Raw genomic sequence first — 21,642 nt, forward strand, 5'->3', positions numbered from 1 at the left:
TCTACTGTGCTGCCGTGCCGGGCGGAATCTTGAACGGGTCGGCCGCCTGTCCGGACAGGTTGGCCAGCGAGCCCATCAGGAAGTCGGGCGGAGTGAGCACCTCGTCCATGTGCATCATGTTCGGGTCGAGCGCGTAGCTGGTGGTGAAGAACGTCTCCCCCAGCCGGCGCAGGGTCAGGTCGAACGTGGTGAACACGTTGAGGTAGTCACCGCGCACCGCCTGCTTGATGCCGAAGTTCGGGAACGGGAACGTCAGCATGATCTGCAGCGACGTCACGAAGTTCTTGCGGTTGTCGTTGAGCGCCTTGAGCGCCGAATACAGATCCTTGAGGTCGGCGGCGAAGTCGACCTTGGTCTGGGACAGCACGTGCGAGGTGACGTTGGCCAGCCGACGCAGCGAACTGAACGCTTCGACGATGTGGTCGCGATTCTTGTTGAGCACCCGGACCGCTTCGGGCAGCGTGTCCAGCGCCCGGCCCAGATTGTCCTTATCGCGCGCCAGGATCGCCGAGAACCGGTCCAACCCCTCCATGGCGCCGATGATGTCGTTGACCTGCCGGTTCAGCCCGGACGTCAACTCGGCCAGGCGCGGCACCAGGTCGCCGAACTGTCCCTGCCGACCGGCCACCGCCTGATACGTCTCGTCGGTGATCTCTTCCAGCGCACCCACATTGCCCTTGTTGACCACCACGCCCAGCGCCGAGAAGACCTCCTCGGTGGTGGGGAAGCGGCCGGTGTTGGCCTCGATGATGCGCGACCCGTCCCGCAGCTTGTTCGGCGAGGCGGGCTTGCCGACCGGCGGGGCGAGTTCGATGTGCAGCGAACCCAGCAGCGACGTCTGGGAGACCCGCGCAATGGCGTTGGCGGGCAACACCACGTTCTTGTCCAGCGCCAGTTTCACTGCGGCATAGAAGGATCCATCGGCCCGTTGCTCGGCGGCGATGCCGGCCACACTGCCGACGGTGACGTCGTCGACCATCACCGGCGAGTTCTGCGGCAATGTCGCCACATCCTTGAGTTCGACGGTAATGGAGTACGCACCACCGCCGTGGCCCGCGGTACCGGGCATCGACAGCGAGTTCAGTCCGCCGAAGGAACAGCCGGCGAGCAGCGTGCTACCGAGCGCACAAACACCCGCGCGCAACCAGATTCGCCTCATCTGCCGGCTCCCTGCTCGGCGGGCAGCGGCCCGGCGGGACCGGGTAACGGACCCGGGGCGGGCGCTGTGGCGGGACCCGGCGCCGGGCCGTATCCCGGCGGCGAGGCCGGCCCCGGAGCCGTCGGGACGAACAGGCCCTGCAGGTCGGTGGTATTGCCGGGCGCGGGTTGCTGCCCGGCACCCTTGGCCGGAATCCAGGTCAGCTCCGGAATCGGCATCTGGGCTTTGGCCTGCGTCGCCGGGGTGTCGTAGATCATCTGGCCCTTGTAGGCGGTGATGGTGTTGATCGGGTGAAACATGATCGGCGGGTAGTTGACGGTCAGCCGGCGAAGCACCGGTCCCAGCCGCTCGCGGCAGATCTCGGCGCGCCGGTAGTAGTCGGGAGCCGACGGGCCGCCCGCGGTGTCGAAGGAACCACCGCAGATGAACTGCACCGGGTTCATGAAGTTCGGCAGCGAGAGCAGCCCGTTCAGGGTGCCCTGCGCAGGGTCGTAGATGTTGTAGAAGTTGGTGATGCCGGGACCCGCGACGTGCAGCACCTGCTCGATGTTGTCGCTCTGGTCGTTCAGGGTCTGGGTGAAGTCCTTGAGCTGATCGACCGTTTCGATCAGTGTCGAATTGTTCTCCTGCAGGAAACCGCGGACGTCGGTGAGTGCCTGGTTGAGAGTGCCCAGGGTCTGGTCGAGATCGCGGGTACTGTCAGCCAGCACCTGCGACACCGACGCCACATGGCCGGCGAATTGCACGATCTGCTCGTTGCTCTGCGAGAGCGCGTCGACCAGGATCTGCAGGTTCTTGACAGTGCCGAAGATGTCGCTGCGCGAATCCCCCAGGCGCCCGGCCACCTGTGCGAGCTCGAGCAGCGCGCTGTGGAACGACTGCCCGTTGCCGTCGAGGGTGTTGGCCGCCTGGTTGATCGCCGCGCCCAGCGGGCCCTGCATTTCGCCCGCCGCCGGGCTGAGCGACACCGACAGGTCGGTCAGCGACTTCTTCACCTCATCCCACTCCACCGGGACCCCGGTGCGCGACAAGTCGATGCTCGCGCCGTCGGGCAGCACCGCGCCGCCGGTGTAGGCCGGGGTGAGCTGGATGAACCGCGCCGCCACCAGGTTCGGCGACATAATCAGGGCCTTGGCGTCCTTGGGGATCTTGACGTCGTCGCCGACGGTCATCGTGATCAGCACGTCGGAGGCCCGCGGCTCGATCGACTCGATCTCGCCGACCGGAACGCCCAGGATGCGTACCTGGTCCCCGGGGTAGAGCCCGACGGCGGAGGTGAAGTGGGCGGTCAGCTTGCGCCCACCGCCGCCGGCAGAGAACAGCACGTAGGCGCCGCCCAACAGCGCCGCCACCAAGGCCACGACGGTGACGGTCCGCAGGCCTTTGCTGCCGAATCGCTTCGCGGTGGTCATGGCGACTTCGGCCTGATCGTCCAGCGCTCCTGGATCATGCCGCGCAGGTAGTCGGCGAGGCTGTCGGGCAGCTTGCCCGGCTGGAAGACGAAGTCGAACATCGCCGCGACCAGTGGCGCGGGGATCGCGCCGAAGACGTTGACGTTGAAGCCGGGTCCGGAGCCCACCACCTCCCCCAGCGTGGTGGCGTAGGTGGGCAGTCGTTTGAGGGCCTCGGTGATGTAGTCGCGCCGCTCGTTGAGGTTGGCCATCACATCGTTGATCTTGGACAACGCCGGGCCGAACTCCCTGCGGTTGTCGTTGACGAAGCCGGAGAGCTGCGCGGAAACGCCCTGGATACCGGAGATCAGCGAACCCAGCGCGGCACGGCGTTCGTCGAGGGCCGCGAACAGTTGGTTGCCGTCGTCGACCAGCTGCCTGACCTGCCCGGCGCGATCGGACAGCACCGCGGTCACCGACTTGGCGTGGGTGAGCAAACCTTGCAGCGCCTCGTCGCGGGAATTCAGCGTGCGGGACAGCGTGGTGACGCCGTCCAGAGCGCCGCGCAGGCCCGGCGTCGCGTCGTGCAGGGTGTTCGTCAGCACCTGCAACGCGTGCTCGAACTGCGGCTTGTTCAGATTGGTGGCGTTCTGGCCGAGATCCTCCAGCGCGCCGGCCAACGTGTAGGGCGTGGTGGTGCGGCTCAGCGGGATGACCGTCGCGTGGCCGCGGCCGCCCGGGCTCACCGAGATCGACCGCTCACCGAGGATGGTGTCGGTGCGGATGGCGGCCAGCGACTGGTCGCCGACTTCGACGTGCCGGTCCACGGTGAAGGTGACCTTGGCGGTGTCCCCGGCCAGGCTGACGTCGGAGACCTTGCCCACCTTGACGCCCGAAACCAGCACATTGTTGCCTGAGGTGATACCGGCCGCGTCGCTGAAATAAGCGGCGTAGGTCTTGCCCTGCGGCCAGAAGGGCAACCCGGCGTAGCCGAAGGCGATCAGGACGACGCAGATCACCACCGTGAGGCCGATGACGCCGGTACGCAGCGGATCACGGTCACGTTGGCTGCTCGGCTTGCTACTTGGCAAAGGCGCACCTCCCCTTGCTCGAATCGACCTGGCCGCCCAGGCCGAGCCGGATGTCCGAACCGGCCGGCCCGTTGATCTTGATGGTGACCGAGCAGAAATAGATGTTGAAGAACGAACCGTACGTGCCGAGTGCGGCCAGCCGCAGGTAGTCCTCGCCCAATTGCTCGATGTCGTTGTTGATTTCGGCTTTGCGGGTGTCCAGCTCGGTGGCGAACGGCCGGGCGTTTTCCAGTACGCCCTGCAGCGGCCGGCGCGAATTCCGCAGCAGGTCGGTCAAATCCGTCACCGTCGACGACAACGGCGGGATCGCACCGGCTATCGGGTCCCGGTTCTTGGCTAGTCCGTCGATCAGCTGCTGCAGTTGGTCGACGCTGGTCGAGAACTGGGCGCTGCGCTGGTCGATGGTGCCCAGCACGGTGTTCAGGTTGGTGATCACGTCGCCGATCAGCTGGTCGCGCTTGCCCAACGTCGAAGAGAAGGCACTGGTGTCGGCGAGCACGCTGGACAATGCTCCGCCCTGCCCCTGCAGCAGTTCGATGACCGCGCCGCTGATCGCGTTGATCTTGTCCGCGTCCAACCCTTTGAGCACCGGCTTGAGTCCGCCGAGCAGTGCGTCGAGATCCAGGGCGGGCTGGGTGTGCGCAGAGTTGATGGTTCCGCCGGCCGGTAGCTTGCGCAGCTCGCCGGGCCCGGAGGTGATCTCCAAGAACCTGTCGCCGACCAGGTTCTCGTACCGGATCACCGCACGGCTGGACGAGTACAGCGTGTAGCGCGAGTCGACGCCGAACTCCACGTCGACGGTGTTGTCGCGGTTGAGTTTGACCCCCGAGACCGCGCCGACCGGAACACCGGCGATGCGGACCTTCTGACCACCCTTGAGCTTCGACGCGTCGATGAAGGTGGCGTGATACGTGCTCTCCGAACCGAACCGGAAGTCACCGAACACCACCACCAGCGCCGCACTGACCAGCAACATGACCACCGTGAAGATGCTGACCTTGATCACCATCGACCGGTGCGACGGCATTGCCCCGCTGGCCATCAGAAGTCGTCCCGTTCCGCGAAGGCGCCGTGGAAGAGGAACTGCAGCGTAGAGGGCGCGTCGAACTGGAACTCGGTGTAGGGCTCGTAGGGGATCAGCGCGTTGTCGGTGACCAGGAACGGCGCCCGGTAGAACGAGCCGCCGGTCTGTTTGGTCGGGATGTTGGGCAGGCCGCGGCAGTTCGGGCCGCCGGAGGCGTTCACCAGCGGCAGGCTCTCCGGGTACGTGTAAGCGGGGGCGCCGATCACGAAGCTCGACGAGGTGAACAGGCCCGCCTTACGCACCCCGATCAGCGGTGCGAATTCCTTGATGCCGCGGTCGATTCCGGCCAGCAGGCAGCCGAACTCCGGCGAGTAGTCGGCGGCCACTTTGAGCGGGGCGCGCAGCCGGTTGACCGTGTCGATCAGGTTCTGTTCGGCCGGGGCCAGCGTGTCGTAGCCGTTGTTGGCCAGCCCGATCGTGGCCAGCAACGTGGTGTTGAGGTTTTGCTGCTGATCCACCACGGTCCGGTTGATCGTCGGCAGGTTGCCGACGACGGTGTCCAGGTCGGGTGCCGCGTCACCGTAGTAGCCCAGCGCGACGGACGCCTGGCGGAAATCCTCCTGCAATGCGGGCAGTTTCGGATTCGCTTGGCGGTGAGGGTGTTGAGCCCGGTGAGCAATGCCCCGAAGTCATCGCCGTGGCCGCGCAGGCCCTCGGAGAGCGCGCTCAACGTTCCGTTCAACTCGATCGGGTCGACCTTGCGCAGCAGGTTGAGCAGCGATTGGAACAGCGTGTTGACTTCCAGCTGCACCGCCGAGGCCTCCACCTGCGCACCGTTGCGCAACGGGGGCCCGGCTTTGTCGCCGGCGGGCGGAATGAATTCCACCGACTTCGCGCCGAAGATCGTGTTGCCGGCGATCTGCACCGTCGAGTTGGACGGAATGTAGTGCATGTCGTCGCTGTAGATGGCCAGCTTCAACCGCGCCTGCTCACCGCTGTAAGTGATGTCCTCGACCTTGCCGATCTGGATTCCGCGGAACTTGACCTTGGCCCCGGGCTCCATCACCAGCCCGGCCCGCTTGGACGAGACGGTGACCGTGTCGGTGGAGGTGAAGGCGGCTGAATAGGACAGATAGGTCAACACCGCCGAGGCCACCAGCAACCCGCCCAGCACCGCTGCGGCCACCCGGCCGGCTGTGCGTCGCGATCCAGTGTCTGACATGCCCGTTACCCCGACAGATTGAAGTTGCCGGACGCACCGTACACGGCGAGTGAGATGAACAGGGTGATCACCACGACGACGATCAGCGAGGTACGCACCGCCTGCCCGACGGCGATGCCGACGCCGACCGATCCGCCGCTGGCGTTGTACCCGTAATAGGTGTGCACCAGCATCACCGCGATCGACATCACGATCGCCTGCAGGAACGACCACAGCAGGTCGGACGGGATCAGGAAGGTATTGAAGTAGTGGTCGTACAGGCCGGCTGACTGGCCGTTGACGAACACCGTGGTGAACCGGGCCGCGAAGAACGCGGCCAGCACCGACAACGAGTACAGCGGGACGATCGCGACCAGACCGGCGATCAGCCGGGTGGACACCAGGTAGGACACCGAGTGCACCGCCATGCACTCGACGGCGTCGATCTCCTCGGACACCCGCATGGCACCGAGTTGAGCCGTCGCCCCGGCGCCGATGGTGGCCGCCAGCGCGATTCCGGCGATGACCGGCGCGACGACGCGCACGTTGAGGAAGGCCGAGAGGAACCCGGTGAGCGCCTCGATGCCGATGTTGCCCAGCGATGAATAACCCTGCACCGCGATCACCCCGCCGGAGGCCAGGGTGAGGAAGGCCGCGACGCCGACCGTGCCGCCGATCATCACCAGTGCGCCCGCCCCCAGCGTCATCTCGGCGACCAGGCGGATGGTCTCCTTGCGGTAGCGGGTGAGCGCGTTGGGCACGTAGCGGAAGGTTTCGCCGTAGAACAACGCCTGCTCGCCGAAGTTGTCGACCGGTTCGGCGAACCTCGAGAAGAAATTGCGCAGGCGAAAGGTGACGTCGTAGCTCATCGCATACTCACCATCGCTCGCCTGACCCCCACCGTTACCTCGTCCCTATTTCGCTGAGATTCGGACACCGATGGCCGTCATGACCACGTTGATGACGAACAGGCAGATGAATGCGTAGACGACGGTTTCGTTGACGGCGTTGCCGACGCCCTTGGGGCCGCCTTTGACGGTCAGGCCGCGATAGCACCCGACCAACCCGGCCATCACGCCGAACAGCAACGCTTTGACTTCGGCCAGGATCAGTTCGCGCAGGCCGGTCAGCACGGTCAGTCCATTGATGAACGCGCCCGGATTGACCCCCTGCAGGAAGACGGAGAAGGCATAGCCGCCGGACAGCCCGATGATGCACACCAGGCCGTTGAGCAGCAGCGCAACCAGCGTCGAGGCCAACACCCGGGGAACCACGAGGCGCTGGATCGGGTCGATGCCGAGCACCCGCATCGCGTCGATCTCTTCGCGGATGGTGCGTGCGCCCAGGTCCGCGCAGATCGCGGTGGCGCCGGCACCCGCCACCACCAGCACCGTGACGACCGGTCCCAGCTGGGTGATGGTGCCGAAAGCCGTTCCGGCACCGGACAAGTCGGCGGCGCCGATCTCACGCAACAGAATGTTCAGGGTGAAGGCGACCAGCACGGTGAACGGGATGGACACCAGCAACGTCGGCACCAGGGAGACGCGCGCGACCATCCAGGTCTGATCCAGGAACTCCCGAAACTGAAACGGCCGCCGGAAGGCGGCCCGTGCGGTCTCTATCGACATCTCGAAAAAGCCACCGACGGCCCGGGCTGGTACGGCAATTCGCTGCAACAAAAACGGGTCCCCCAATCTGCGGCTCGCGGCGACATTTTCTTGACCGGAACACACCGTTGGATGACTCGTTGCCTGGTGTGAGCGGGCTCATACTAACTAGAACAAGTTCCGAGTGTCGATTAACCCCTAAATATTTTGCGGCGAAGATGCACAGCTGGTACTCCACCTCCATCAGCGAAAACGCGTGATTTCGACGTCTGGCTACGGCCCGTCACGCGGTTGCCGGGAGATGACCGGTGGTCAGTCCATCAGCGCGGTGGCGGCGAAGTTGAGTGCCGGGTCACGACCGGAGAAGTAGCCCTGCATCGCGGCACTGAGTTCGGCGGGATCCCAGGCGTCGGCCCCGCCGTCGAACTGGTGCTCGACGGTCGGGGCGGCGACCAGCGTCACCCGCGGGCCGTAGACGATGAAGACCTGGCCGTTGACTTCGGCGGCCGCCGGCGACGACAGGAACCCGACCAGGGTCACCACGTGGTCGGGTGAGAGAGGGTCGACCTCGCCGTCGTCGGGCGCCGCGCCGAACACGTCGGCCGTCATCGCGGTGCGAGCGCGGGGGGCGATCGCGTTGGCGCACACCCCGTAGCGGCCCAGCGCGCGCGCCGCGCTCAACGTCAGCGCGATGATGCCCGCCTTGGCGGCGCCGTAGTTGGCCTGCCCGACCGGTCCGACCAGGCCCGCCTCGGAGGAGGTGTTGACGATCCGGCCGTAGACCGAGCCGCCCGCTTCCTTGGCCTTGGCCCGCCAGTAGGTGGCCGCGTTGCGGGTGAGCAGGAAGTGGCCGCGCAGGTGCACGGCGATGACCTGGTCCCAATCCTCGTCCGTCATGTTGAACAGCATCCGGTCGCGGGTGATGCCGGCGTTGTTGACGACGATGTCGAGCCCGCCCAGTCCGTCTGCGGTGGTGACGAGTTCGTCGGCGGTCGAGCGCGCACTGACATCACCGGCTACGGCCACCGCCTTGGATCCGGCGGTGCCGATCTCGTCGAGGACGTCGGAGGCATCCAGGGCGGCGGCGATGTCGTTGACGACGACGGTGGCGCCCAACCGAGCCAAACCTATCGCCTCGGCGCGGCCCAGGCCGGCGGCGGCACCGGTGACCACCGCGACCTTTCCGGAGAGATCGGTCGCATTCGTGCTGCTACTCAATTTATGAATACCTCTAGTCTTCTCGTACCAGGGCGGCGCGCGGACATTCGGCGATCGACTGCTCGGCCAGATCCTCCTGGCCGTCGGGGATGGGATCGGTCTTCACCACGGCGTAGTCCTCGTCGTCCAGGTCGAAGATGTCCGGTGCTATCCCTAAGCACACGGCATTACCTTCGCACCGGTCACGGTCAACTTTCACTCGCACGGCATCCTCCTTGAACCTGGGCTGGGAGTTAGGGAATACGCGTAAATCCGAACTCGGTCTTCATCTTGCACCACCATAAGGCCCCGGCACATCTGCAGAAAGGTCGCTGGATTCCCAGACTAGAACGTGTTACAACCGGGATGACGGATGGGTATCCGCTGGTGTCGAAGACGGCGGCTGCACTGAGACTTTCTTTGGGCACGGTCGCTCGATCGGAGGCAGCGGGAATGCAGATCAGTTACACCCCTGAACAGGAGGAGCTGCGTCGCGAGCTGCGCTCGTACTTCGCTGGGCTGATGACCCCGGAGCGCCGCGAGGCACTGAGTTCGGTGCAGGGCGAATACGGCACCGGCAATGTGTACCGCGAGACCGTGGCGCAGATGGGCAAGGACGGCTGGCTCACGCTGAACTGGCCCAGGGAGTACGGCGGTCAGGACCGCGCGCCGATGGACTCGTTGATCTTCACCGACGAAGCCGCCATCGCGGGTGCCCCGGTGCCGTTCCTGACGATCAACAGCGTGGCGCCGACGATCATGGCGTTCGGCACCGACGAGCAGAAGAAATTCTTCCTGCCCAAGATCGCCGCCGGCGAGCTGCACTTCTCGATCGGCTACTCCGAGCCCGGCGCCGGCACCGACCTGGCCAACCTGCGCACCACCGCGGTGCGCGACGGTGACGACTACGTGATCAACGGTCAAAAGATGTGGACCAGCCTGATCGCCTACGCGGACTGGGTCTGGCTTGCGGTGCGCACCAATCCCGAAGCCAAGAAGCACCGCGGCATCTCGATGGTGGTGGTGCCGACCACAGCCGAGGGTTTCTCCTGGACGCCGGTGCACACCATGGCCGGCCCCGACACCAGCGCCACCTACTACACCGACGTGCGGGTGCCGGTGACCAACCTGGTCGGCGAGGAGAACGCCGGCTGGAAGCTGGTGACCAATCAGCTCAATCACGAGCGCGTCGCACTGGTGTCGGCACAACCGATCATCGTGGCCCTGCGCGAGGTTCGTGAATGGGCGCAGAACACCAAGGACGACGGCGGCGCGCGGCTGATCGATTCGGAGTGGGTGCAGATCAACCTGGCCCGGGTGCACGCCAAGGCCGAGGTGCTCAAGCTGATCAACTGGGAGCTGGCCTCGGCCGATGCCGAGTCGCTGAATCCGGCGGACGCGTCGGCGGCCAAGGTGTACGGGACCGAGCTGGCGACCGAGGCCTACCGGCTGCTGATGGAGGTGCTGGGCACCGGGGCCACCCTGCGTCAGGACTCCCCCGGAGCGCTGCTGCGGGGCCGAGTCGAGCGCATGCACCGGGCCTGCCTGATCCTGACCTTCGGCGGCGGCACCAACGAAGTCCAGCGCGACATCATCGGCATGGTCGCTCTCGGCCTGCCCCGGGCCAACCGCTGAATCCTCTGACAGGACGGACCTTTTCATGGATTTCTCGACGACCGAAGCGGCCCAGGACCTCGGAGGCCTGGTCGACAGCATTGTGGACGCGGTGTGCACGCCGGCACGTCAGCGGGAACTCGACGGCCTCGAGCAACGCTTCGACCGCGAGCTGTGGCGCAAGCTGATCGACAGCGACATTCTGACCAGCGCGGCCGCCACCCAGGTGGGCGGCGACGGGTTCGGGGTGCTCGAGCAGGTCGCGATCCTGGTCGCGCTCGGACACCAGCTGGCCGCCGTGCCGTACCTGGACTCGATCGTGCTGGCGTCCGGTGCGCTGGCCCGCTTCGGTTCCGAGGAGCTGCAGCGCAGTTGGGGCGCTGCCGCGGTGCGCGGCGAGAAGATCCTGACGGTGGCGCTGGCCGGTGAGATGGGCGAGGGACCGGTGCGCGCCGCCGGGTCCGGCGAGGGGTACCGATTGGCCGGCACCCGCACCCAGGTCGGTTTCGCGCCGGTCGCCGACGCCTTCCTGGTGCCCGCCGAAACCGATTCCGGCACAGCGGTATTCCTGGTTGCCGCGGATGATCCGGGGGTGACGGTGACACCGTTGCAGACCACGGGCCTGGGCAGCGTCGGGCAGCTGTCCCTGGACGGCACCGAGGTGCCGGCGGACCGCAAAGTGGGCGACGGTGTCGTGGTGGCCTGGTTGCGCACCATCGCGGCCCTGGGCCGCAGCGCCTACCAGCTCGGGGTGCTGGAGCGCGGCCTGCAGCTGACCGCCGAATACGCCCGGACCCGAGAGCAGTTCGACCGCCCGATCGGCAGCTTCCAGGCTGTCGGTCAGCGCCTGGCCGACGGTTACATCGACGTCAAGGGACTGCGACTGACGTTGACCCAGGCCGCGTGGAAGGTGGCCGAGGACATTCCGGCCGAGATCGACGTGGCGTCCGCCGCGTTCTGGGCCGCCGACGCCGGACACCGGGTGGCGCACACCATCGTGCACGTGCACGGCGGTGTCGGGGTGGACACCGACCACCCCGTCCATCGTTACTTCCTGGCCGCCAAGGAGGCCGAGTTCGCGCTGGGTGGGGCGACCGGGCAGCTGCGTCTGATCGGCCGTGAGCTGGCGGAGACGCCGGCCTAGTGCCGTGAGCGATCCCACCGTCACCGACCTGCTGGTGCCGCTGACCGAGATCGGCGACCGCGGCGTCTACTTCGAGGATTCCTTCACCAGTTGGCGCGATCACCTGCGGCACGGCGCGGCGATCGCGGCCGCGGTGCGGGCCCGGCTGGATCCGGCCCGGCCGCCGCACGTCGGTGTGCTGCTGCAGAACACCCCGTTCTTCTCCGCGATGCTGGTGGCCGCGGGGATGTCGGGCATCGTCCCGGTGGGACTGAACCCGGTACGCCGCGGTGCCGCACTGGCCCGCGACATCGACCACGCCGACTGTCAGCTGGTGCTGGCCGACTCCGGATCGGCGCACACCCTCGACGACATCGATTACGTCGACGTCGACTCCGATTCGTGGGCCGCCGAGCTGGCCGCACACCGGGACGCCCAGCCTGATTTCCAATCTGCTTGTCCCACAGACCTTTTCATGCTGATCTTCACCTCGGGAACCAGCGGCGAGCCGAAGGCGGTGAAGTGCAGCCACGGCAAGGTGGCGGTTGCCGGTTCGACGATGGCGCAGCGCTTCGGCCTGGGCCGCGACGACGTCTGCTACGTGTCGATGCCGTTGTTCCACTCCAACGCGGTGCTGGTCGGCTGGGCGGTGGCCGCGGCCTGCCGGGGCTCGCTGGCGTTGCGGCGCAAGTTCTCCGCGTCGCAGTTCCTGCCGGACGTCCGCCGCTACGGCGCGACCTACGCCAACTATGTGGGCAAGCCCCTGTCCTACGTGCTCGCCACGCCCGAGCAACCCGACGACGCCGACAATCCGTTGCGGGCGGTGTACGGCAACGAGGGTGTCCCCTCCGACATCGACCGCTTCGCCGCCCGGTTCGGTTGCCGGGTGCAGGACGGGTTCGGTTCCACCGAGGGTGGCGTGGCGATCGCCCGGACACCCGACACCCCCGCCGGATCGCTGGGCCCGCTGCCGGCCGGTATCGAGATCGTCGATCCCGAGACCGGCGAGCCGTGCCCGCCGGGCGTGGTCGGCGAGGTGGTCAACACCGCCGGGCCGGGACGCTTCGAGGGCTACTACAACGACGCGGCCGCCGAGGCCGAACGGATGGCCGGCGGCATCTACCACAGCGGCGACCTCGCCTACCGTGACGAGGCCGGCTACGCCTACTTCGCCGGCCGACTCGGCGACTGGATGCGGGTGGACGGCGAAAACCTGGGCACCGCGCCGATCGAACGGGTCCTGCTGCGACACCCGCAGGTACGCGAAGCCGCGGTGTACCCGGTGCCCGATCCGGTGGTCGGCGACCGGGTGATGGCCGCGCTGGTGCTGGTCGACGGTGCACAGTTCGACACGGCCGCGTTCCGCGCCTTCCTGGCCGACCAACCCGACCTCGGACCCAAGCAGTGGCCGTCGTACGTGCGGATCAGCGCCGGGTTGCCGGGCACGGTCACCTTCAAGGTGCTCAAACGACAGCTCTCGGCCGAGGGCGTCGACTGCGGCGATCCGGTCTTCCCGATCCGTCACTGAGCTCCGGTGCCATGGCGCGGGCACCTGAGCTCGGCGGCTTGACCCGCACCCGGCAGTCGCACCGCAATGGCCTGGCCGGCCGGCCGCTGGCTGGGTTTACTGAAACAGAGTAGTGATGCGGTGCGAAATAACTTTCGACAATTCGGCTTCGTTGAGCATCTGCTCCAAATCCACTGGAACTTCAAATGTTCCGAACTTCATCCTTTTTGGGCAGGCGCGTAATACCATCCCCCGCGTAAATGTGTGCGCCGTATCCAGGCGTTGCTGGCGGCGCGTCGAGTCGAGGGGAACCGCCGCATGCCATTCGTCTCCATTGCGCCGGACATGGTGGCTGCGGCTGCCGGCGAACTGACCAAGGTCGGGTCCACGCTCGAAGCCGCCAACCTGGCGGCCGCGTCGTCCACCACGCAGATCCTGGCCGCGGCCACCGACGAGGTGTCCACCCGCATCGCAGCGCTGTTCGGCGCTTACGGCCGGGACTACCTGGCGATCAGCGACCAGTTGGGTGCCTTTCACGCACAATTCGTCGCTGCGCTCAGCGCCGGCTCCGGGAGCTATGCGACGGCCGAGACGTTCAACGCCGAGCAAGCCGTGTGGGCAGTCATCAACTCACCGACCCAAACCCTGCTGGGACGGTCGTTGATCGGCAACGGCGCCAACGCCACAACGCCGGGTGGGTCCGGCGGCGCCGGTGGGATCCTCTACGGCAACGGTGGCAACGGCGCGGCCGGGGCCGCCGGGCAGGCCGGCGGCGCCGGGGGCGCGGCGGGACTCTGGGGCAACGGCGGGGTCGGGGGTGCCGGCGGAGCGGGCGGCGCGACCGGTGGCGCCGGCGGCGCGGCCGGTCTGCTGTTCGGTGTGGGCGGCGCGGGTGGCCTCGGGGGCAGCGGGGGTGGCACCGGCGGAGCGGGCGGCAGCGGCGGCTGGATCTGGGGTGGCGGTGGCACCGGCGGCACCGGCGGGTTCGGCGGCGGCACCGGCGGGGCGGGTGGCCGCGCCGAGTTGCTGTGGGGTGCCGGTGGAGCCGGCGGCGACGGTGGTGCCGGCACCGATGCGACCGGCAGCGGCAGCGGTGGCGCCGGTGGCACCGGCGGTGCCGGCGGCGCCGGTGGCCTGTTCGCCGGCGGTGGGGCCGGCGGCAACGGCGGCAGCGGTGGGGCCGGCGGTGCGGGCAGCACGGGTGCGGCGGTCGGGAACAGCGGTGGCACCGGCGGCGCCGGCGGCAGCGGGGGCGCCGGTGGCCAGGGTGCGCTGTTCCTCGGCGCGGGTGGCCACGGCGGTCTCGGCGGTTCCGGTGGTATCGGAGGGCACGGCGGCGACGGGGGCGCCGGCAGTGTGGCCGGTCTCGGCGGGATCGGCGGCACCGGCGGGACCGGCGGGACCGGCGGAAACGCCGGCCAGGGCGGGGCCGGTGGTGCCGGCCAGTTGTTCAGTGCCTCGGGTGCAGCAGGTGCCGCCGGTGTCGGTGGTCTGGGTGGCGAGGGCGGCAACGGCGGCGACGGCAGCACCGGCGCGTCCGCGGTTGCGGGCACCGGCGCCAACGGTGTCGCGGGCTTTGCCGGTGGTGCGGGTGGCGCCGGCGGTGTGGGCGGCGATTCCGGCCCGGGCGGCGTCAATGGTTCCGGCGGCAAGGGCGGTACCGGTGGTACCGGCGGCACGGGGGGCAAGGGCGCGGCCAGCTTGACCACGATCGGTGGCGATGGTGGCACCGGTGGTGACGGTGGTGATGCAGGTGCAGGCGGTAACGCCGGATCCGGCGGCACGGGTGGCACCGTCGGCAACGACGGCACCGGCGGCAAGGGCGGTCGGGGTGGTGACGGCGGTGCCGGCGCCGCAGGCCTCGGCGCCGGTCAGGGCGGCTTCACCGGCGGCGAAGGTGGACAGGGCGGGGACGGCGGCGCGGCGGGCGCGGGCGGTGTCAACGGCGCCGGCGGAGAAGGCGGTCGCGGCGGAGGAGGCGGTGCCGGGAAGGCTGCCCCCAACGGGTCCGGCGGCACCGGCGGCCAAGGGGGCGACGGCGGTGACGGAGGCGATGGCGGGAACGCGGGTGACGGCACCGGCGCGGCCGCACGCGGGGGCGCGGCAGGTACCGGCGGCGACGCCGGCGAAGGTGGCCGCGGTGGTAACGGCAGCCTCAACCAAGGTGGCGGCCAGGGTGGCGCGGGCGGCCGCGGCGGACAGGGTGGCACCGGTGGCCTGGATACCGGCTCTGCCAGCAGCGCCGTCAGCGGAACCGGCGGTACCGGCGGACAGGGCGGAGACGGTGGGACCGGCGGGACCGGCACCATCGGCACCGCGGGCTCGGGCGGCGTCGGTGGCGAGGGTGGCGACGCCGGCGCGGGCGGTGCGGCCAACGTCGGCGGCATCGAGGGCAAAGCAGGGACCGGCGGCAAAGGCGGCGGCGGCGGTAACGGTGGCGTCGGAGTCGGCGGCAGCGGTGCCGGTCAGGCCGGCTACCAGGGCGGAGAGGGCGGCCGGGGTGGCGACGGCGGTGCTGCGGGTGCCGGTGGCACCAATGGAGTTGGCGGCACCGGCGGCACCGGCGGTAATGGCGGTGCCGGGAAGGCCGCAGCCGCCGGCTTCGGCGGACAGGGCGGCGAAGGCGGCGACGGCGGTGCCGGCGGCGACGGTGGCGACGCCGGCGACGGAGTGGGTGCAGGGGCGGTCGGCGGCGCGGCCGGCACCGGCGGCAACGGTGGCGGTGGCGGCCGCGGTGGTAACGGCAGCCTCAACCAGGGTGGCGGCCAAGGCGGCGACGGCGGCCAGGGCGGTCAGGGCGGCCGGGGCGGCCTCGACACCGGTGCCCTCAGCAGCACCGGCAGCGGAACCGGTGGGAACGGCGGTCAAGGCGGCGAGGGCGGTACCGGCGGCACCGGCACCCTCGACACCGCGGGGTTGGGTGGAACCGGCGGTAACGGCGGTGACGCCGGGCAGGGCGGCTTCGCCAATGTCGGCGGTGCCGAAGGCAGCGCCGGGATCGGGGGCAAGGGTGGCGACGGTGGCGATGGTGGAGTCGGTGCTGCGGGCTCTGCTGCGGGCCAGGCGGGCTACGGGGGCGGTGGCGGCGGCCTGGGGGGTAATGGCGGTTATGCCGGCGCAGGCGGTACCAATGGTGCCGGCGGCAGCGGCGGCGACGGCGGCCACGGTGGTGCCGGCAAAGCGGCTGCCAACGGATTCAGCGGTACCGGCGGTCAGGGTGGCAACGGCGGAGAAGGGGGCTACGGCGGAAATGCCGGCTCGGGACTCGGCGCGGTCGCCAGTGGCGGCGCAGCCGGAACCGGCGGCGACGGTGGCGAGGGTGGCCGGGGTGGCAACGGTGCCCCGACTCAATCCGGCGGGTTGGGCGGCAACGGCGGTCAGGGCGGCCGAGGTGGAGTCGGCGGCTTGAACAACCCCGCGTCCGGCAGCCCGACCAGTGTCGCAAGCGGAACCGGCGGTAACGGTGGCCGCGGCGGTGACGGCGGCACGGGTGGGGCCGGCAGCACCACTAACGGGGGTTCGGGTGGTGATGGCGGGTATGGCGGCGACGCAGGCGCGGGCGGCGTCGCCAACCTCGGCGGTACTGAGGGTAACGCCGGCACGGGAGGCAACGGAGGCAGCGGGGGGAAGGGCGGAGAAGGCAACGACGGTCCCAACCTGGGCCAGAGCGGCTTTTACGGCGGGAACGGCGGCCTGGGCGGCAACGGCGGCAACGCCGGCGTCGGCGGCACCAACGGCGACGGCGGCGCCGGTGGCCATGGCGGCGACGGCGGCGACGGCAGAATCGGCGCGGATGGAGTCGTCACTTCGGGCGGCGTCGGAGGGTATGGCGGCAACGGCGGCAATGGTGGCGACGGCGGGAACGCCGGCACCGGCAACGGCGCCAGCGGCAGCGGCGGACTAGGCGGCGAGGGCGGCAACGGTGGTGGCGGCGCCCGGGGCGGAGCCGGAGACGCCTACTCCGAAGGTGGCTTCGGCGGCAACGGCGGCGACGGCGGCCAGGGCGGTCGAGGCGGCCTCAACACCGACGGTGTCAGCAGTGTCAACAGTGGCAACGGCGGCGACGGTGGCCTGGGCGGTACCGGTGGCAAGGGCGGATCGGGGCCCCTGGGTCCCGCCGGGTCCGGTGGCACGGGCGGGACCGGCGGGAATGCGGGAGCGGGCGGGGACGCCAATGTCGGCGGAGCGCAGGGTTACGACGGAACCGCCGGTGACGGCGGCCGCGGCGGCGACGGCGGCAACGGAGCGAACGCAGCCGACGGCAACGGTGACGGCGGCCAGAACGGCGGTACCGGGGGGCGCGGCGGCGACGGCGGCCGGGCCGGTATCGGCGGCGCCAACGGTAACGGCGGCGAGGGCGGGCGCGGCGGTGACGGAGGCGACGGGGGTGACGCGCCGGAGGCCCCGATCGGTGTTCCCGGCGGAAACGGTGGGAGCGGCGGGGAAGGTGGCCAGGGCGGCAATGCCGGTACCGGCGTCGGTGCGGCCGCTCTCGGTGGCGGCGCGGGCACTGGCGGTGACGGTGGCGACGGCGGTCGCGGCAGTAACGGCTTCCCGACCATTCCGGGCGGAGTCGGTGGCGACGGCGGTGGCGGCGGGAATGGCGGCATCGGTGGCCTGAACACCGGCGCGCAGGGTAGCGCGGCCAGCGGTCTCGGTGGCAACGGTGGCAAGGGCGGGGAAGGCGGCCGCGGCGGTGACGCGGGTGCCGGCGTGGCTGCCGCGGGTGGTCGGGGCGGCGAAGGCGGCGACGCCGGTGCCGGCGGGCTGGCCAATACCGGCGGCACCAACGGCAACGCCGGTGTCGGCGGAGAAGGCGGGACCGGAGGTAGAGGCGGCAACGGTCATGACGCCGACGTGGGTGGTCGCGGTGGAGACGGCGGCGGCGGGGGATCGGCCGCGCTGGGCGGCACCAACGGCAACGGTGGGGTAGGCGGTGCAGGCGGGACCGGTGGGATCGGCTTCCCAGGTGCCGATGGCACGGGTGGATCAGCCTCGCCCGGCGGCTACGGCGGCGATGGCGGCGACGGCGGTGACGCCGGCCTGGGCAGCGGGGCACCCGGCGATGGTGGCGACGCGGGTAAAGGCGGCCTCGGTGGGACCGGTGGCACGGGCGGCTACGGGGCGAATGGGTATGACGGTGGCGACGGGGGCACGGGCGGCCAGGGCGGCCGGGGTGGAAACGGCGGCAACCCCAGCCCGGGCGGCACCGGCGGAAGGGGAGGCCCCGGTGGCACCGGCGGCGAGGGCGGCGAGGGCGGTGGTTCGCAGTACGACCGAGGCGGCGACGGCGGCGACGGCGGCAGAGGGGGCGACGGCGGCAACGGCGTCGGCTCGCCCGGCGGCAACGGTGGCGACGGCGGCGAGGGTGGCGACGGCGGTATCAGCGGTGGCAACATCAACGGCTCGGGCGGGTCGCCCGGCAACCCGGGCCAGGACGGTCAGGTCACCTGAGCACGGTTATCCCAGCAGCGACGGCACCACGGCGTCGATCAGGTGTGGCCCGGGTTCGGCGAAGGCGTCGCGCAGCGCGTCAGCCAGTTCTTCGGCGGTGCCGGCCCGTCGCGCCGGCACGCCCATGCCTTGCGCGATCTGTACGAAATCCATTGTGGGACGGGATATGTCGAGCAGGTCCAGGGCTTTGGGGCCGGGCGCCGACCCGGCGCCGACGCGTTGCAGTTCCATGCGCAGGATGTCGTACTTGCCGTTGTTGTAGATGACGGTGGTGACGTCGAGGTTCTCCCGGGCCTGGGTCCACAATCCCGAAATCGTGTACATCGCAGAACCATCCGACTCCAGACACAGCACCGGACGGTCCGGTGCCGCGACGGCGGCGCCCACCGCGGTCGGGATGCCGTGGCCGATCGCGCCGCCGGTCAGGGTGAGCCAGTCATGCGCCGGGGCGCCGGCGGTCGCGGCGGGCAGCAACAGACCTGAGGTGTTGGATTCGTCGACGACGATCGCCCGCTCGGGCAGCAGCGCTCCGATCACGTCGGCCGCCGATGCCGCCGTCAACGGCCCGCACGGTAGCTCCGGACGCGACGCCACCGCCACCGGCACCTCGGTTCCCGGCGCCAACTCCTCGGCCAGGGCAACCAAAGCTATTCCAGCGCAACCGAATTCGGCGAGCCGATGGACTTGACAACCCGGCGGCACGAGGTCGCTGGGCAGGTCCGGGTAAGCGAAGAACGAGACCGGCGACCTGGCCCCGGCCAGTATCAGATGCTTGCTGCCCTCGAGTTGGGCGGCCGCGGCTTCGGCGAAGTACCCCAGACGTTCGACGGCCGGAACGCCGGCACCGCGTTCGAGCCGCGTGGGGAAGGTCTCGCACAGCAGGCGGGCACCGGTGGCTGCGGCGATCCGCGCGGCCGCGGCCAGCCCCGGCCCGCGGGTGGCGTCGCCGCCGATCAGGATGGTGGTGGGTTCATCCGAGCGCAGAACCTCAGCCACCGAACCGTTGTCGACGTGCCCGCCGGAGAACGAGGAAGCGACCGTCTTGGCCGGCCGGCCGCCGTCGGACCAGGACACGTCGGCGGGCAGGATCAGCGCCGAGGACATCGAGCCGGACACGCAGGCGGCGATGGCATCGGCGGTGTCGGCCCCCACTTCGGCGACGTCGGTGGTGCGGCGCACCCAGCCCGAGACGGTGCCGGCGACGGCGTCGATGTCGGATTCCAGTGGGGCGTCGTACTTCTTGTGGTACGTGGCGTGGTCGCCGACGACCACCACCATCGGGACGCGGGCGCGCCGCGCGTTGTGCAGGTTGGCCAACCCGTTGCCCAGTCCGGGTCCCAGATGCAGCAGTACGGCGGCGGGCCGACCGGTGATGCGCGCGTAACCGTCGGCGGCGCCGGTGGCCACACCCTCGAAAAGGGTTAGTACGCCCCGCATTCGGTCCACGGTGTCCAGGGCGGCGACGAAGTGCATCTCCGAGGTGCCCGGGTTCGAGAAGCACACGTCGACGCCACCGTCGACCAGGGTGTTGATCAGTGCCTGGGCTCCGTTCATCTGTCCGCCTTTCGTTGCAGCCTGAAGACCCGCTCGGCATTGCCGTGCAGGAAGTCGCGCCGCGCCTCGTCGCTGAGTCCGAGTTGGTCGATGCCGGCGAGGGCGTGCGAATGGGAGATCATCGGATAGTTGGTGCCGAACAACACTTTGCGTTGCCCCGTACCGGTTTTCATGAATCGGACGAGTTCGTCGGGAAGGCGACGCACCGTGTAGGCGGAGGTGTCGATGTAGACGTTCTCGTGCTTGCGGGCCACGGCGACCATTTCCTCGGTCCACGGATAGCCGACGTGGCCGCACACGATGACCAGTTCCGGGAAGTCCAGTGCCACCTGGTCGACATATGGAATGGGTCGACCGGTCTCCGACGGCCGCAACGGACCCGTGTGTCCGACCTGGGTGCAGAACGGCACGCCGGACTCGACGCACTGGGCGAACAGTGGATAGTAGCGCCGGTCGGTGGGCGGTGCGTTCCACAGCCACGGCACCACCCGCAGCCCGACGAAGCCGTCGGCGACGCGGCGACGCAGTTCTCGTACGGCCCGCATCGGACGGTCCAGGTCCACCGCCGCCAACCCGGCCAGCCTATCCGGGTACAGCGAAACCCATTGGGCTACCTCGTCATTGGAGACCAGATCCAACCCACCCGGTCCGGTCCACGCGCTCAGCAGGCCGAGCTGCACGCCGCCGGCGTCCATCGAGGCCACCGTGGCCGCGATGGGTATCTCGGCATCCGGGATCGACCCCCCGGTCCAGCGTCGCAGCGAGGCCAGCATCTCGTTGCGCAGGAACCGCTGAGTCGGATGCTGCATCCACACGTCGATCGCCATCGCGCGTTGACTCTAACTCGCTGACGATGCCGGCCGCGGAGCGGCAACAGGTCACGCCTGCAACGCCTCGCGTGCAGCCGCGTGCGTCTGACTCAGATAACCGCCGCCGAACAGCACCACGTGCGCCAGCAGCGGGAACAGTTGATGCAGCCGCACTCGACTGCGCCATCCGGGTCGCAGCGGTCGCACGTGCTGATACCCGGCGATCACCGCGTCCAGATGCGGACAGCCGAACAGCGCAAGCATCGCCAGGTCGGTCTCACGGTGGCCGCCGTGCGCGGCGGGGTCGATCAACACCACACCGGCCGGTGTCCACATCACGTTGCCACTCCACAGATCGCCGTGCAGCCGGGCGGGCGGGTCGTCGTCGTCGAAGTCGCCTGCACGACAACGCCGCACGACCGCATCGACGGCGTCACGGGTGCTGCCATCGAGTTGGCCGCCGGCCAGCTCGGCCATCGGGGCCAGCCGTTCGTCGGCGTAGCAAAGACCCCAACTGCGGTGCCCGCGCAGCGACATCGGCAGCGGCTGGGACAGTGGCCCGAAAAATCCCGGGCCGTCCCAGCCGTCGGGCCCGACGCCGAAGGCCGCCGCTCCGGCGTCGTGGGTGACGGCCAGCCTGCTGCCGAACTCCCGCGCCGCCGCGCCGCTGGGCCGCACCGATTCGAGTCGTTGCAGGGTGAGGCTGGTCGCGTCCACGGACACCACCCGCGCGCACGGCACGCCGCCGTCGACGTCGGCGAGCCAACCCAGACCGGCGGCCTCCCACGCGAAGAAACGGTCCGGCGCGCCCACCCGGCTCTTGACGAAGTCGCTCACGACGCGACTGTAGACACCGGCCCGGAGTTGAGTCCGACGAACTGGTTCTCTCGCCGAAACCACTACGTGCCCGG

Annotated in this window: 15 protein-coding genes and 1 pseudogene; 4 read left to right on the forward strand and 12 right to left on the reverse strand. The window is 69.6% G+C overall.

What is annotated here, in order from left to right; genetic code table 11:
* Window position 1 precedes the first annotated feature (1 nt).
* The 9 genes and pseudogenes from AC5Y5Z_RS17470 to AC5Y5Z_RS17510 form a co-directional block, all read right to left on the reverse strand.
* On the reverse strand, window positions 2-1,159 hold the full coding sequence (locus AC5Y5Z_RS17470; RefSeq protein WP_499926544.1) for an MCE family protein: 1,158 nt from the start codon (window positions 1,157-1,159) through the stop codon (window positions 2-4).
* Entirely contained in the window at window positions 1,156-2,571 is a 1,416-nt protein-coding gene (locus AC5Y5Z_RS17475; RefSeq protein WP_463828386.1) for a virulence factor Mce family protein, read from the reverse strand. The genes AC5Y5Z_RS17470 and AC5Y5Z_RS17475 overlap by 4 nt, the downstream gene beginning before the upstream one ends.
* Window positions 2,568-3,641, reverse strand: a complete 1,074-nt coding sequence (locus AC5Y5Z_RS17480; protein WP_463828385.1) for a virulence factor Mce family protein — start codon at window positions 3,639-3,641, stop codon at window positions 2,568-2,570. The genes AC5Y5Z_RS17475 and AC5Y5Z_RS17480 overlap by 4 nt, the downstream gene beginning before the upstream one ends.
* On the reverse strand, window positions 3,631-4,683 hold the full coding sequence (locus tag AC5Y5Z_RS17485; protein ID WP_463828384.1) for an MCE family protein: 1,053 nt from the start codon (window positions 4,681-4,683) through the stop codon (window positions 3,631-3,633). Before AC5Y5Z_RS17485 ends, AC5Y5Z_RS17480 begins: the two co-directional genes overlap by 11 nt.
* Window positions 4,683-5,887: pseudogene (locus tag AC5Y5Z_RS17490) on the reverse strand (MCE family protein). Before AC5Y5Z_RS17490 ends, AC5Y5Z_RS17485 begins: the two are co-directional and overlap by 1 nt.
* A gap of 5 nt (window positions 5,888-5,892) precedes the next feature.
* Window positions 5,893-6,735, reverse strand: a complete 843-nt coding sequence (locus AC5Y5Z_RS17495) for an MlaE family ABC transporter permease (protein ID WP_463828383.1) — start codon at window positions 6,733-6,735, stop codon at window positions 5,893-5,895.
* A gap of 45 nt (window positions 6,736-6,780) precedes the next feature.
* Window positions 6,781-7,545: an MlaE family ABC transporter permease gene (locus AC5Y5Z_RS17500; protein WP_463828382.1), complete on the reverse strand. Its 765-nt coding sequence runs from the start codon at window positions 7,543-7,545 to the stop codon at window positions 6,781-6,783.
* Window positions 7,546-7,785: 240 nt separating this feature from the next.
* Window positions 7,786-8,691, reverse strand: a complete 906-nt coding sequence (locus AC5Y5Z_RS17505; protein WP_499926546.1) for a 3-oxoacyl-ACP reductase — start codon at window positions 8,689-8,691, stop codon at window positions 7,786-7,788.
* A 13-nt stretch (window positions 8,692-8,704) separates the two neighbouring features.
* Complete coding sequence (locus AC5Y5Z_RS17510; RefSeq protein WP_463828380.1) at window positions 8,705-8,896, reverse strand: ferredoxin; 192 nt, start codon at window positions 8,894-8,896, stop codon at window positions 8,705-8,707.
* 227 nt (window positions 8,897-9,123) lie between these two features.
* On the opposite strand from AC5Y5Z_RS17510, the gene AC5Y5Z_RS17515 reads away from it, so the two are divergent.
* The 4 genes from AC5Y5Z_RS17515 (at window position 9,124) to AC5Y5Z_RS17530 (ending at window position 18,368) form a co-directional block, all read left to right on the forward strand.
* Complete coding sequence (locus AC5Y5Z_RS17515) at window positions 9,124-10,305, forward strand: acyl-CoA dehydrogenase (RefSeq protein ID WP_463828379.1); 1,182 nt, start codon at window positions 9,124-9,126, stop codon at window positions 10,303-10,305.
* A 25-nt stretch (window positions 10,306-10,330) separates the two neighbouring features.
* Window positions 10,331-11,428 (forward strand): acyl-CoA dehydrogenase family protein, encoded by a 1,098-nt coding sequence (locus AC5Y5Z_RS17520; RefSeq protein WP_499926548.1) that lies wholly within the window; start codon window positions 10,331-10,333, stop codon window positions 11,426-11,428.
* 4 nt (window positions 11,429-11,432) lie between these two features.
* The gene (gene fadD17, locus AC5Y5Z_RS17525) at window positions 11,433-12,935 is read left to right on the forward strand and encodes a long-chain-fatty-acid--CoA ligase FadD17 (RefSeq protein WP_499926549.1); all 1,503 of its coding nucleotides are present in this window, start codon (window positions 11,433-11,435) and stop codon (window positions 12,933-12,935) included.
* 297 nt (window positions 12,936-13,232) lie between these two features.
* Window positions 13,233-18,368 carry a PE family protein gene (locus AC5Y5Z_RS17530; protein WP_499926551.1) on the forward strand — a complete coding sequence of 1,712 codons (5,136 nt, stop codon included), beginning with the start codon at window positions 13,233-13,235 and terminating at the stop codon, window positions 18,366-18,368.
* A gap of 6 nt (window positions 18,369-18,374) precedes the next feature.
* Here AC5Y5Z_RS17530 and AC5Y5Z_RS17535 read toward each other — a convergent pair whose 3' ends face one another.
* Genes AC5Y5Z_RS17535 through AC5Y5Z_RS17545 form a run of 3 tightly spaced genes read right to left on the reverse strand, consistent with a single transcriptional unit; the run spans window position 18,375 to window position 21,568 of the window.
* Entirely contained in the window at window positions 18,375-19,922 is a 1,548-nt protein-coding gene (locus AC5Y5Z_RS17535; protein ID WP_499926553.1) for an acetolactate synthase large subunit, read from the reverse strand.
* Window positions 19,919-20,749: an amidohydrolase family protein gene (locus AC5Y5Z_RS17540; protein ID WP_463828374.1), complete on the reverse strand. Its 831-nt coding sequence runs from the start codon at window positions 20,747-20,749 to the stop codon at window positions 19,919-19,921. The genes AC5Y5Z_RS17535 and AC5Y5Z_RS17540 overlap by 4 nt, the downstream gene beginning before the upstream one ends.
* A 51-nt stretch (window positions 20,750-20,800) precedes the next feature.
* On the reverse strand, window positions 20,801-21,568 hold the full coding sequence (locus AC5Y5Z_RS17545; protein ID WP_463828373.1) for a fructosamine kinase family protein: 768 nt from the start codon (window positions 21,566-21,568) through the stop codon (window positions 20,801-20,803).
* Between the last annotated feature and the right edge of the window lie 74 nt (window positions 21,569-21,642).

Source organism: Mycobacterium sp. NGS29 (assembly GCF_059812965.1).